Origin of the sequence: Sulfuricurvum sp., assembly GCF_028713855.1 — a bacterium.
Taxonomy (GTDB): domain Bacteria; phylum Campylobacterota; class Campylobacteria; order Campylobacterales; family Sulfurimonadaceae; genus Sulfuricurvum.
This window is the reverse complement of sequence record NZ_JAQTNN010000002.1, coordinates 71,922-85,440: the sequence shown is the minus strand read 5'-3', so window position 1 is coordinate 85,440 and position 13,519 is coordinate 71,922. Positions and strand designations below refer to the sequence as shown.

15 protein-coding genes and 1 tRNA gene are annotated in these 13,519 nt (G+C 42.7%); 4 read left to right on the top strand and 12 right to left on the bottom strand.

Annotation, left to right across the window (positions count from 1 at the left end; translation table 11 throughout):
- Positions 1-74 precede the first annotated feature (74 nt).
- Positions 75-1,208, top strand: a complete 1,134-nt coding sequence (gene nusA / locus PHI47_RS02490) for a transcription termination factor NusA (protein WP_299933406.1) — start codon at positions 75-77, stop codon at positions 1,206-1,208.
- Between the two features lie 133 nt (positions 1,209-1,341).
- Here the strand turns inward: nusA and PHI47_RS02485 are convergent, their stop codons facing one another.
- The 3 genes from PHI47_RS02485 to PHI47_RS02475 form a co-directional block, all read right to left on the bottom strand.
- Complete coding sequence (locus PHI47_RS02485) at positions 1,342-2,295, bottom strand: ABC transporter permease (RefSeq protein WP_299933404.1); 954 nt, start codon at positions 2,293-2,295, stop codon at positions 1,342-1,344.
- A 196-nt stretch (positions 2,296-2,491) separates the two neighbouring features.
- A complete protein-coding gene (locus tag PHI47_RS02480) occupies positions 2,492-2,725 on the bottom strand; it encodes a hypothetical protein (protein ID WP_299933402.1) in 234 nt (77 codons plus the stop codon).
- Between the two features lie 96 nt (positions 2,726-2,821).
- Positions 2,822-4,030: a porin gene (locus PHI47_RS02475; protein WP_299933401.1), complete on the bottom strand. Its 1,209-nt coding sequence runs from the start codon at positions 4,028-4,030 to the stop codon at positions 2,822-2,824.
- A gap of 250 nt (positions 4,031-4,280) precedes the next feature.
- Here PHI47_RS02475 and PHI47_RS02470 point away from each other — a divergent pair, with 250 nt between their 5' ends.
- Positions 4,281-4,751 (top strand): hypothetical protein, encoded by a 471-nt coding sequence (locus tag PHI47_RS02470; RefSeq protein WP_299933399.1) that lies wholly within the window; start codon positions 4,281-4,283, stop codon positions 4,749-4,751.
- A 109-nt stretch (positions 4,752-4,860) separates the two neighbouring features.
- Here PHI47_RS02470 and fabI read toward each other — a convergent pair whose 3' ends face one another.
- From fabI to gap, 4 genes are all read right to left on the bottom strand, one after another.
- The gene (fabI, locus tag PHI47_RS02465; protein ID WP_299933397.1) at positions 4,861-5,685 is read right to left on the bottom strand and encodes an enoyl-ACP reductase FabI; all 825 of its coding nucleotides are present in this window, start codon (positions 5,683-5,685) and stop codon (positions 4,861-4,863) included.
- Positions 5,686-5,688: 3 nt separating this feature from the next.
- Positions 5,689-6,408, bottom strand: a complete 720-nt coding sequence (locus tag PHI47_RS02460) for a triose-phosphate isomerase (protein ID WP_299933395.1) — start codon at positions 6,406-6,408, stop codon at positions 5,689-5,691.
- A gap of 123 nt (positions 6,409-6,531) precedes the next feature.
- Entirely contained in the window at positions 6,532-7,722 is a 1,191-nt protein-coding gene (locus PHI47_RS02455) for a phosphoglycerate kinase (RefSeq protein ID WP_299933393.1), read from the bottom strand.
- Between the two features lie 46 nt (positions 7,723-7,768).
- The gene (gene gap / locus PHI47_RS02450) at positions 7,769-8,773 is read right to left on the bottom strand and encodes a type I glyceraldehyde-3-phosphate dehydrogenase (protein WP_299933391.1); all 1,005 of its coding nucleotides are present in this window, start codon (positions 8,771-8,773) and stop codon (positions 7,769-7,771) included.
- A gap of 77 nt (positions 8,774-8,850) precedes the next feature.
- Here gap and nadD point away from each other — a divergent pair, with 77 nt between their 5' ends.
- Positions 8,851-9,396, top strand: coding sequence for a nicotinate (nicotinamide) nucleotide adenylyltransferase (gene nadD, locus PHI47_RS02445; protein WP_299933389.1), 546 nt, complete (start codon positions 8,851-8,853; stop codon positions 9,394-9,396).
- Positions 9,380-9,709, top strand: coding sequence for a ribosome silencing factor (rsfS, locus tag PHI47_RS02440; protein WP_299933387.1), 330 nt, complete (start codon positions 9,380-9,382; stop codon positions 9,707-9,709). The genes nadD and rsfS overlap by 17 nt, the downstream gene beginning before the upstream one ends.
- An 81-nt stretch (positions 9,710-9,790) precedes the next feature.
- On the opposite strand, the gene PHI47_RS02435 is transcribed toward rsfS, so the two are convergent.
- From PHI47_RS02435 to mqnP, 5 genes are all read right to left on the bottom strand, one after another.
- Complete coding sequence (locus tag PHI47_RS02435; protein ID WP_299933385.1) at positions 9,791-11,338, bottom strand: phosphoethanolamine transferase; 1,548 nt, start codon at positions 11,336-11,338, stop codon at positions 9,791-9,793.
- Between the two features lie 105 nt (positions 11,339-11,443).
- Positions 11,444-11,520: transfer RNA gene (locus PHI47_RS02430), tRNA-Arg, on the bottom strand.
- A gap of 59 nt (positions 11,521-11,579) precedes the next feature.
- On the bottom strand, positions 11,580-12,095 hold the full coding sequence (locus tag PHI47_RS02425; RefSeq protein ID WP_299933383.1) for a hypothetical protein: 516 nt from the start codon (positions 12,093-12,095) through the stop codon (positions 11,580-11,582).
- A complete protein-coding gene (locus tag PHI47_RS02420) occupies positions 12,095-12,613 on the bottom strand; it encodes a hypothetical protein (RefSeq protein ID WP_299933381.1) in 519 nt (172 codons plus the stop codon). Before PHI47_RS02420 ends, PHI47_RS02425 begins: the two co-directional genes overlap by 1 nt.
- Positions 12,610-13,470: a menaquinone biosynthesis prenyltransferase MqnP gene (gene mqnP / locus PHI47_RS02415; RefSeq protein ID WP_299933379.1), complete on the bottom strand. Its 861-nt coding sequence runs from the start codon at positions 13,468-13,470 to the stop codon at positions 12,610-12,612. Before mqnP ends, PHI47_RS02420 begins: the two co-directional genes overlap by 4 nt.
- Between the last annotated feature and the right edge of the window lie 49 nt (positions 13,471-13,519).

The window sequence follows — 13,519 nt, the reverse complement described above, 5'->3', positions numbered from 1 at the left end:
ACATATCCTTCATAAAAAAAGCTTTCCCAACCAACCAATTTTTTATGAGTTACCACCCAAAAGAGGATAGTCCTATGGAAAATATTTTAGATATTATTGATTCAATTGCCAATGAAAAAGGGCTTAGCCGCGAAAACGTCCAAGAGGCAATCAAAACCTCATTTATCCAAACCGCTAAGCGGATTATCAATCCGACATTCGCTTTTGAAGCCGATATTGATGACCGCACCAAGCAGGTAAAACTGCGTCAAATCATCACCGTTGTCGCCGATGATGCACCTGAAGTAGAAGGTGAAAATGTCGGTGCGTATATGGGTATCACCGCAGCCCTAGAGATTGATGACGAAGCCGAAATCGGCGATCAGCTCCAAATGGAACACGATATCGAGAGCTACGGACGAAGCGCATTTGCTACCTTGCACCGTGAAATCGAATTCCATATTCAGCGTCTCGTTGAAAACGAACTCTACGACAAATACAAAAGCAAAATCAATCAAATCGTATCCGGCCGTGTTACCCGTGTAGACGGAGACCAAAACACCACGATCGAGATTGATGAAATCCGTGCTGTGTTGCCGATGAAAAGCCGTATCAAAGGGGAAAAATTCAAAGTCGGTGATGTCGTAAGCGCACTCGTCCGCCGTGTCCATGTCGATAAAGCCAACGGCATCTCAATGGAACTTTCCCGTACCGCTCCCAAATTCCTCGAAGAGCTTTTAGCCCTCGAAGTTCCTGAGATCAAAGACGGCATCGTCGTTATTGAGAAATGTGCCCGTATCCCGGGTGAGCGTGCAAAAATCGCCCTCTACACCAACCGTCCGCAAATCGATCCTATCGGTGCAACTGTCGGTGTACGCGGTGTCCGTATCAATGCGGTAAGTGAAGAGCTATGCGGCGAGAATATCGACTGTGTCGAATATAGCTCTTCTCCAGAGCTATTCATCTCTCGCGCGATGAGCCCAGCCATAATCAGTGCCGTTGTCGTAGAAGAGTCTGAGAGCGGTGAGAAAAAAGCGATCGTCACCCTTCCGAGCGATCAAAAATCCAAAGCGATCGGTAAAAGCGGTATTAATATCCGTCTTGCATCGATGCTGACAGGCTACACCATCGAACTCAATGAAGTGGGCGGAACAGCTCAGATGGGTGAAAAAGCTCAAGAAGAGAAGAAAGAGGGATTGAGTTCGCTCGAAGCGCTTTTTGGGAATTAATAATTATACCTACTTTTCTTTTTAGCAAGAAAAGTAGCAAAAGAGCATACCGCGATCCAAGAACGCTCGTTCCTCTCGGCACTACTGCCTTCGTAACGGCTCTAGGTATTGGATCACGGGAATTTATTTGGAATTAACGTCTTACAAACGGATTTAACTTCAATAACACCGCATCCGCAATCTGATTCCCTATTAACGTCAAAAACGCACTCATCATCAAAATCCCCATAATCACCGGATAATCCCGACTCATTGCAGAAAGATAAAACAGCTGTCCCATTCCCTCTATCCCAAAAATAGACTCCAATATCACCGAACCCCCGATAAGCCCCGGCAGTGAAAGCCCCAACATCGTCACGATCGGCGGCAAGAGATTCGGCAAAATATAATATCGGATGATTTTCCCCTCTTCTATCCCTCGTGAGCGGGCAAAATAGATATAGTCGCTTTTAAGAATCTCGATAACGAGGGAGCGGATATACAGAGCCAGACTTCCGATTCCGACGAACACCATAACGGCTATCGGAAGACTCAGATGCCACGCCATATCGAGATAATAACCTATCCCCTCAGGCGGTTCGAGTGAATGCATCCCTGCGATCGGAAACCACCCTAACGTGACACTCAATAGCATCATGGCTACCAATGCCAGATAGTACGAAGGCATTGCAAAACTTAGCAAAGATACTTGGTTCAAGATTTTATCGGTTTTTTGCTCGTATGACAGTGCCCCTTTGATCCCCATCCATAGTGAGATCGCAAACGTCACCGCCATAGCGACGATGTTCATCCACAGCGTCACGGGCAGCCGATCGGCAACCACATCACGCACTTGAGCGCCGCTTACAAATGATATACCGAAATTGAGAGTGAGCAGATTACAAATCCAATCCGTATATTGCTGTAGAAGCGATTTATCGAGACCATAAATAGCACGCAGCTGAGCGATCGATTCCGGTGTCATATTGGGATTGAGTTCACCCCCCATAAAACTGTTCGGCGCCATATGAATCGCACCAAAGGAAAGGAGAGAGATTAAAAAAAGCATAAGGATAGTGTAGGAGAGGGATCGGAGAAAGTATTTCAAAGAAAAACCATTAATTATTCTTGAGCTGTTTTATAAATTCCATAAAAAACAGCTGCTAAAAATGCGCTACAGGCTACTAAAAAAAAGATTAACGAAATGCTCATTATTTTCTACTCACTAATATGAGTCGCTTCCCATGCACTTAATAACATCATTCCGACCGCAAAGGTAAAAATACCGATTAAAATCCATTCATTCATTTTTTTAACTCCTTCATCTGTCTAATTTTCTTAATTGCACTGCGATTGATCAGATAAATAGCAATCGCAAAAAAGGCAACTCCTATTGTAGCAGCATAAAATGGAAACTCTTCTGCTGTTTTATAATTAAGAGCAAGCCAACCTACTAATGCAAACATGGTAACAATAAAAGCAGTCAGCCAACGTCCGAGCCAATTTACTTCTTCTTTTAGTTCATCTAATTTACTCATAAAGCTATTATAACCGAAGGGGTTGTGGGAGTCAAGGAGGAAAAAAATTGGGGGAAAGGGTTCACCCCGTGAGGGGTGAGAAGCGAAACGGATCTCTTAGAAGTTAAGAGTTAGGTAAGCTTGGATAGTGTTATAACTATCTGCATTGTTTGCTTTAGTATTAATGTATGCCAAAGTTGTATCCAATGGTCCGAATGATTTAGAAGCTGTTACAGCCACTTCACTCAAATCACCAGCTTTATTTGCCCGATCAGTGTTTACATTGGTATAGTATGCACCCAATTTAGCAATATCTTTCGCAGTGTATTCAGCTGTAAGATTCCATGCTGTTGCGTCTGCTGCGCCAACATATCCATAAGACCAGTATGATTCAGTATACAATTTAGATTGTCCTGAAGCTGCTACGTTTTGAACTTTTAAACCACCATTGTTATTTCTGTCAGAATATGCTGCTGAAACATTAAGAGCGTCTACTGCATACGCAAGTTTTACTGCAACTGCTTTACTATCATCAGTGCTACCTGCTACTGCAACACCAACACCTTTTGGTGACATATCAGCGTATTGTACACCGACTTTTGCACCTTTGATCAATTGGCAATCCCAATCCGCTTGTAACCAGTAAGCATCTGCAACATCCATAACATTGTAGTACCATGCTTGAGCAACAAGAGGTTTGAAAGTGTTGTTAACGATTGCCGCTGCATATGCACCTTTCAATGCGAATGTACCAAATACAGCACCATCACGGAAGATACCATCTCTATCTGCTCCACTTGCAGAAGTATTTGCAGCATCTACACCATTGCTTTTTCCAACCCATGCACCGACCAAAGTTGTATCTGGAAGATCTTGGTTAATAAGAACCGCTGCATCAAATGTATTTGCTGCAATTGACCATGTTTCAGAAAATGCAAGAGGAGTATCAAGTGACATACGACCCACTTTAGCCGTTGTTTTGCCTAGTGTTGTAGCCAACCAAAGTTCACTAATCCATCCATTGTCTTCTACAGCTGCTTTGTGTGCACCTGTCCAAGTATTTGAAACAAGGTTATTTTCAAGACCAAGAGTACTAACAGCAGTTCCAGCTACACCAAAAGAAACACCTTTTAATAAATCACCAGTTGCTCCAACACGTAATGCAGTATCTGCATAACTACTACCTTTGTCAAAAAGACTTGCTGGGTTTTGATCATCTGTGCCGTAGAAAAGTTTAGCGTCACCGCTTACTTTTACATTGTCTAACGCGAATGCGCTTGCTCCGAGCAATACTGCTGCTGCAAGACTCATTTTAACTAACTTCATTGATTCTCCTTAAGTTAAGCTTGACCTTATGTTTTTGTTTCGTCGGGTTTATTGTAACGCCGCTATTCTTAAACATAGCTGTAAAAAAATAATTTTGTTTTCTATTGGTTTACTTTATGCAAATGCCTATATTACGGAATGTGACAATTTTGTAATAGATGGGTTTTTATGCGGGCGAATACCTTTTGCGGTGATTATGGTATAGTATGTACTTAGTATGAATTTATCAAATAGTCTAAAGGAATCGATAATGAAAGTATCTCATCTGATCGTCATCTCTCTATCCGCATTGTTACTGAATGCCTGTTCAAATCATGCGGGTGTTTCCCCATCACAAAACCCTTCATTAGGTGCCGTTACCCCTAGTGCTACCGCAACCTCTAAAGGAGGTATGATGCAGAAATCCCTCGATAGCTGGCTTAAAGAAGAGTGGACACCAATGACGAGTGTAAAAACCACCACAGCAGCGGATGGAACGGTAATCACGACTAAAACTGAGGCTTCTCAAGTGATAACAACTAAAACGGCTCCGAATGGCACCGTAGTTACCACAACTGCGCCTGTTGTGCAGGAACCGGAGGACAATACCCCGTTTACGTTGCAAAAATATGCAGATAAGTGGAAAGAGTACAATGAGCGCAAAGCGAAGATGAAAGAGGGACAGCCGAAAGAGCCTTCGGAAATCGATAAAGTGAACAGTTTACCCGTAATCGGGAAGTAACTATTAGTAACACGCCATCGGAATAAAATCCCGATTGGCTACGCTAACGCTAAGTTCTCTTCAGCAGAGAGCTCAAAATCGCTTGCGATCTTTTAATACACTATTGAGCTTACTCTCTCTCATCCCAGACAAAAACACTTTTGCCCTCAGCATTTTTCTCGACTGCTGCCATACCCATAATATTATAGCCCGCGTCAACATAATGAACTTCACCACTCACACCGCTGGCAAGATCACTGAGAAGATACATCGCCGAATTTCCGACTTCTTCGATCGTAACGTTTTTACGTAACGGTGCGTTGGCTTCATTCCAGTTAAGAATTTGTTTGAAATCACCGATACCGCTGGCCGCAAGTGTTCGGATCGGTCCGGCACTGATCGCGTTTACGCGCTGTCCTTTGGTTGCACCCAGTTCTACCGCCATATAGCGTACTGTTGATTCGAGTGCCGCTTTTGCAACCCCCATTACATTGTAGTTAGGAATGTATTTCGGTCCGCCGAGGTAGCTTAGGGTAATAATCGATGCGCCCGGTGCTAATACAGACTCCAAACGGTTTGTCAAATCGATCAAAGAGTAAACAGAAATATCCATTGCGATTTGAAAAGCACTTTTAGATGTTTTCATGAACCCTTCGGTTAATGCTTCTTTGGGAGCAAATGCAACCGAATGAACCAAAAAATCGATTTGGCCGAAATCCGCTGCTACTTTTGCTGCAATCGCTTCCATGTCTGACTCATCCGAGACGTCAAGTTTATAGACAGGAGAGTTGTTAAACCCTGCAGCGATAGGCTCTACTCGTTTTTGTAATGCTTCGTTGAGATAAGTGAATGCCATTTGCGCCCCTTGAGCATGCAATGCCTGTGCGATTCCGTATGCGATCGATTTGTCGTTGGCCAAACCTACGATAAGCCCTTTTTTACCTTGCATTATCATTTATTATTCTCCTTTTTCTATGTTTAATTCTGAAGCCTGAGCTACCATTTCACAAAAATCATGTGCGCTGAGTGCCGCTGATCCGACGAGAACGCCATCAACATTATCGAGTGCCATGATTTCACCCGCATTTTCCACTTTGACACTTCCGCCGTATAAAAGCGGTGCAGTAGTTTTAGCACGAAGCGCGCCGTGAACCTGCTCAATATCATTGGAAGAAGGGGTCAATCCGGTACCGATCGCCCATACCGGCTCATACGCTACAATCAGATCCGGATACGTTAGATCAATCCCTTCGAACTGTCGTTCAATATATGTCATAAGGGCACTAATCCCCTCTTCGCGTACTGAGAGCGGTTCTCCGACACAATAAACGATCGCAAAACCCTCTTCTGCAAAGAAACGGAATTTTGCGGCGATTTGTTCCTGAGTTTCACCGATAATGTGACGACGTTCAGAATGACCGATAAGGATCGTTTTAATCCCAAATTCTTCGAGCTGCTCCAATGCGATTTCACCTGTGAAAGCACCGCTTTGGACAGGATAAGCGTTCTGAACACCGATCAATACATTTCGAGGAATATGTTCCAATGCCGTAAACGGAGGAAATACGATAATCGTATCCTCGATATTGTTTGCACTTACAAAGGACTCTACCACTGCCATATAAGCTCGTGTATCTTGACGTGTTTTGTTCGCTTTAAAGTTAGCACACAATATCATTTAATTTCCTCTCTTTGTTCGGAATAACACCGGCGAAGCTAAGCTCCGCTCGGCTACGCTAACGCTGAGTTTTCTTCGGCAGAAAGCCCGCGCACTGCAAGCCGTGCTTTTAACACTCATTTTTTATTTCATTAGCGGTTTTACGCCCGGAAGAATTTTACCTTCCAACAGTTCCAATGACGCACCGCCTCCCGTTGAGATAAAAGTCATCTCCTCATCCAGTCCGATACGTTGAACCAAATCAGCCGTATCGCCGCCACCGACAACGGTAGTTGCATACGAATCGGCAACAAAATGGGCAATTTTATTGGATCCGCGGGCAAAACGTTCCATCTCATAAACCCCCATCGGCCCATTCCACAAAATCGTTTGGACATCATTAAGCACTTGACGGTACAAGCGTACCGTTGCAGGCCCGATATCAAGTCCCATCCATCCGTGAGGAATCTCTTGGACACTGCATAAACGGCTCATTGCATCAGGGGCAAATTTTTCTGCAGCAACCACATCCACAGGGAGATAAAATTTGACACCGAGACGTTTGGCTTCAGCCATAATGTTAACCGCTTCATCCAATAAATCATCTTCGACCAATGAGTTTCCCACATCATACCCAAGCGCTTTGAGGAATGTAAATGCCATTCCCCCACCGATTAACACTTTATCAACTTTCGGCAACAGATTAATTAATGCTTCAAGCTTGCCCGATACTTTAGACCCACCCACGATTGCGGCAAACGGTCGTACCGGACGATCCAAAAGAATACCGAAAAACTGAATCTCTTTTTGGAGTAAAAAGCCCGCTGCTTTATGTTTTGCATCAAAATATTCTGTTATCCCCTCAACCGAAGCATGCGCTCGGTGGCTTACTCCGAAGGCGTCATTGATATATATCTCTGCCATTGATGCTAATGCACGGCTCAGTTCAGGATCGTTTTTCGTCTCACCTTTTTCAAAGCGGAGATTTTCCAATAACATCACTTCTCCGCCTCTGAGCTCGGAAGAGAGTTTCAATGCATTTTCTCCGACCACGTCAGTGGCCATTTTTACGTCGATCTTTAGAAGTTGATGCAAACGTCTAGCAACAGGAGAGAGAGAATATTTCTCATCTATTTCTCCTTTTGGACGTCCAAAATGGGATGCCAGAATAATCGCACACCCCTGATCCAAACAATAGCTGATCGTTGACAAAGCAGAACGGATACGGCGATCATCAGTAATATTGCCGTAATCATCCGTAGGAACATTAAAATCGCATCGTATAAAAACTTTTTTGCCGTGGATATCACACTCTTTGATACCGAGTAACTGCATTTTTTTCCTTCTTACTGTAAGATTTAAAAATTAAATTTATTATATTTTATTGTTTATTAATAAACAATGCCATTTCGATAAGACGGTTTGAATAACCCCATTCATTATCATACCACGCCATGATTTTAATCAAATTCCCGTCGATTACCTGTATAAGGTCATCTGCTACTGTAGCACTGAAACTTGAACCTACAAAATCCTGAGAGACACGATAACGTTCATCTACCTCTAAAATCCCACGCATCTGATTATGAGCATACGATTTAAAAAGAGTACTCACGTCTTCTTTGGTTGTCCGTTTTTTCACGACAACGTTCAAATCAACCATAGAAACATCCGGAGTAGGAACACGGACACTTTGTCCGTGAAGTTTCCCTTCCAGATTAGGCAAAACGAGACTCAGTGCTTTAGCGGCACCTGTCGTCGTCGGAATCATATTGAGTGCTGCCGCGCGGGAACGGCGTTTATCGCTTCCGTGTGCCGCATCAATAATCGCCTGCCCGTTAGTATACGCATGAATCGTGGTCATAAGCCCTTTTTCAATCTCGAACGCTTCATCGATAATTTTGGCAATCGGTCCCAAACAATTCGTTGTACACGAAGCGTTTGAGATAATATTTTCACCGGCATAAAGATGTTCATTGACCCCCAACACAAAGGTTGGGATTGTATCGTCCTGTGTCGGAGCGGATAGAATAACTTTTTTGACCCCTTTATCCAAATGGTGACGCGTCAAAGCTTCCGTCAAAAACAGACCGCTGCATTCCAAAACAACATCGGCACCCAAAGCACCGAAATCGAGATTCTCGGGATTTTTCTCACACAAGATTCGGACTTTATTACGTCCGATTTGCAGATACTCTCCCTCTACCACTGCCACATCCGTTCCAAAGGATCCATGAACCGAATCGTTTTGGAGGAGATAAAGTATCATATCGATCGAAGCCATATCATTGATCGCTACGAGCTCAATATCATCGCGTGATGCGATGATACGGGTAACACAGCGACCGATACGGCCGAAACCGTTAATAGCAATCTTCAATGCCATCACCTTTTTCCTAAGACTAAATAGGGGGGATTTTACCAAAAATCGGTTATAATTACGATTAAAAGAAGTTAAGGCTCATGAAGCTTGCACTCTACGGCGGTAGTTTCGATCCGCCGCATGCCGGACACGTCCGTATCGTTACTGAAGCATTGAAGGTTCTGCCGGTTGATCGGCTGATAATCGTCCCTGCGTCACTCAACCCGTTCAAAACAACCGTACGTGCGAATAGCAAGGTACGTTATCAATGGCTAAAAACCATTTTTGCCGATTATCAAAACGTCGAAATCAGTGATTTTGAAATTCGGCAAAATCGTAGTACACCAACCATTGAAACGGTGGAATACTATGCGAATTTTTACGAAGAAATCTACCTCATCATAGGGGCAGACAATCTCGAAAAGCTTCAACAATGGCACCGCTTCGACGAATTGAACCGCATGGTACACTGGGTCGTAGCCTCGAGGGGAGAGATATCTATCCCGAAAAATATGATCTCTCTCACCATTAATGAGAAGATCAGTTCGACTGATTTTCGTACATCTTTCAGTTCGCTGGGGCTTGAACCGACTATCGAAAATGAAATCATCACTTACTATAAGGAACTCAATGAATCCGAGAATTGAAAAAATAAGCGCCATCCTCGACCAAAACAAAGCCGAGGCAATCGAGGTTTTTGACCTCCAAGGGGGCGATTATTTCGCCGACTACGTTATTATCGCGTCATCGTTGGGTGAGCGTCATACCCTCGCACTCCTCGATCATCTCAAAAAAGGTCTCAAACCTGAAGAGGAATTTTTATACGTTGATGAAAGCGGTGACTGGGTTGCTATCGACTTGGGAGACATTCTCGTCCATATCCTCACTCCTCAATATCGTGTGAAATACGATTTAGAAAGCTTTTTGGGCGAAATTACTGCACGCAAAAACAAAGCGTAATCCACGTAATTATCCCCGTTCGTGGTGAGCCCGTCGAACCATGAACTTCTTACCCTTCAACACACCCATTCTGCAAGAAATCTAATTAAACGATTCCAACGTATCAAAATCATAGATATTGGTTGGTTCAACCGCCATGACGTCATGGGAATACGATAGATTCTTATGGTTGCTAATACCGCTGATATATTGAACGATATCGTTGAAGTTTTCCAAATTGAAATACCCTTTTTTATTATCTCTGTAAAGTTCGTCCAATCGCGGATTTTTGACAGTGCTGTAGATCACAAACGGAACCGTATATTCATCTTTGAACGGCGGTAAAAAGCCGTGTCCGTTGTTGTCAAGATTGATGTTTTCCCCATGATCCGATAAGTATATGAGCAGCAATTTATCATTTTTAAACCGCTCATAAATTTGGCTTAAAATGTAGTCGCTGTAATGGATGCTGTTATCGTACTCTTCCACAATATTTTTGGCATTTTTAAACAAAGCCGTTCCTTTGTTATATCGGTTGATGTAGTCGGAATGCGATCCCATGATGTGCACGAGAAACATCTCTTTTCCTGAGTTTGTTTGAAGCTTGTTTAGATAATCCAGAAGAACCTCATCCGTTTTAGCCTCTAAGTAGTTTAGATTCGCAAAAAAGGTAGTATTTGCTTCACTTGCCATCGATGAGATGGAAGAATCATTTTTCCCTACACGCCCTTGGTTTGAAATCCAATACGTTTCATAATGATTCGTCTTGAAATTCGTCAGTATGGAACACGAGTGTAAATATCGATCCTCATAATAGTGGACATTTGCTTCAGTCAAATCGATGGGGAGAGAGTAGCGCGTCTGATTGGTCGGTGCAATGGCATCCAATACATACAGCTGATGCGTTTGTTGAAGAGACATTAGAAACGGGGTAGTAGGATATTTATAGCCATACAAGGCCATATGATTTTTATTGGCACTTTCCCCCATCACGATGATAATCTTGTCGTACAACTGCTTTTTTTTATTGGCTTCGAGTATCTTGATATGACGTATATATTCTTCTCTGGCTTTCATGATTTGATCAATTTTATTTTTATCATCCATCACGGTACAGATTTCGCAGGGAACACTAAAAGGTTCAAACTCTCGGATAGGGTTGATGTAAAAAGTGACATTCACAAGAATCAAAGCGAATACACCCGAGCCTATAATCCTGAAAATTTTATAGGAGTGTGTAAAATGTCTAAGAAACCTGAACAAAAGAAACAATACAAAAAGTGAAAAAAGAATTAGCCAATAGTCTCTGTAATCAATATACCGTGCAATATACTCTTTACTCTCATATATCGGGGATAAAAAAGCGACCTCGATACGCGGTTTTATATCTGCTAATGCATACCCCCAATGAAGTGCAATATGTCCGATCAGTATGTTGCTAAGGTTGATAAAGATAATAAATACGGAAAAAAGTATTTTGCTGAACTTCGGAATCGTGATTAATACGATAAGGGTAATGGCTAAAAATAGAGTATGTGTGGAATTGGGAGAAAATAAGAACTGCGGTAATATCGTCAATACCGATATCAATGTGCCGAAATAAAAATAGGATTGATTGGTATAAAACTCGGTTTGTATCTTTTGTTTCACTTTTCACTTTCAAAAAATAATTATTATAGAAAACTATTTCAGTTTTGGAAGTTCGTATCTAAAGAGGCTGTGGGTGATTTAAGGTGTTAGTTAAGAAGCGATAGATGGTGCGCCCGAAGGAATTCGAATCCCTGACCGCCGGTACCGCAAACCGGTGCTCTATCCAGCTGAGCTACGGACGCACATTTTAAAGAGAACGAAATTATAGCTCAATAAGCTTAAAAAAGCATTAATAGGCTTTTTAGCGAAGCTGATTGATCTTTAACACGAATTCCACTTCCGCTTTTGATAATCGAAGCTCTTTGGCTATCGCGTCCACTTCCAACCCCTGGTTATAGCGGCTGATCACTTTCTCATCATCCAATCCGCTGATCGAAGTGGGCAGAGAAAGATTACGGATACGCTCTTCGAGATAACGAAGACGATTTTCCGTTTTTTCTTTGTATGCGCTCAGACTCCCTTCAATGTGCCCTAGCGATTCTAAAATCGGTACCGATATCTCATTTACCTCACGTCCCAATTCCGCATGCAGTGAATACTGTTCTCGCGGAACACTCTCTTGGAGCGAGGTGATGATCTCTAGTTCTTGCTTAAGCCGTTTATCCATCATAAAAAGCTCGCGATGCAGATCTTCAACCGCTTTGGCAATTGAACGTATTTGAGATGTCACTTCCCCCTCTTTGGTGATGACGTAATAGATCAGCCCTACAACCATCACTGCCAAGGCAATCAGGGCAATCTCCATCGTATGATTCATTAAAGCCCTTTCATCTGACGGATCATAGCCCGTTCACATGCCGTCATATAATATCCCCACTCTTTTTCATCCCGCACATGCATTTTGACAATTTTAGCCAACGAAGCGTCCACCGCTTCAAAAAAGAAAGCAATTTCACGCTTAGGAAACGTTGCTATTTCGACACGGCCATAATAATGTTTTCCCGGCTCAAAGCTATCTAAATTCAATTTAAAGTGTTCTAACCCGATACTCTCAATCACGGCTGCACCCGCAAGAGGCAGACGTTTAGGGGCTCCCTTGGTAAGGATTAACTCGATTTTATCAATCTTGCGATAAAGTTCTACCAATAGATTCAGCATTAGCGCATCACTGTCATTTGTTTCCGTACGGACTTTGGCGTGTTTAATCCATTGACCGATCGAATCTTCATCCGTTTCACTAATCTCATTGAACTCTAACTCAAATTTATCCGCATTCGCCGATACTTCATCATAGACTAAATCAATCGTTGCGGTTACCAATCTTACATCGCTCATACTATCACCTTATCTAAAATAATTAATCCGATAAATACAAATCCCAAATAGCCGTTTACCGTAAAAAATGCCCGATCGATCTGCGTAAAATCTTTACGGACCAAATAGTGCTCATAGGTGAGCATAGCTCCAGAAAAAACAATTGCCATGATAGCAGGATATCCCAATCCGGCTTCAACCACAAACAATGACCAGCACACGACACTCAGCACATGAAACGAAGCGGATATTTTCAATGTTGCACTGCTTCCGTATTTCGAAGGGATCGAATGAAGGTTATTCGTACGGTCAAACTCCATGTCCTGCAAAGAATAAAGTAAATCAAATCCTGCAACCCAAAAAACCACTCCGATACTCAGATAAATCGACCAAAGCGGTACGGTTCCCAATACGGCTATCGCACCGGCTATTGGGGCGAGACCCAATGAGATACCCAGTACAATATGCGCCATCGAGCTAAATCGCTTGAAATACGAGTAGCTGAGCAAAACAATCAGTACCGGAAAGCTGAGATAAAACGCTAAATCGTTTATGAAATAGGCAACCGCTATAAAAACAATGGCATTCACTGCCGTAAAGATGGCAATCGAGGTTCCGTCCAGTCGCCCGTCCACACTCGGACGTCCTGCAGTTCGAGGATTATGCTGATCGAATTTCCGATCCACATAACGATTAAATCCCATTGCCGCATTGCGCGCACTGATCGCCGCAAATGCCCCTAAAACAAGTAGTTTGAAACCAAACCATCCCCCTGCAGCAACGATCATCGCAGTAAAAATAAACGGGAGTGAAAACACAGTATGTTCAAACATCACCAATTCATTAAAATCGCGAAGTCTTTTTCTTAATCGTTGCACTCTTAGCCTTTGATAAATGAAGTCTATTTATTTTATCGTAATTTCTCTT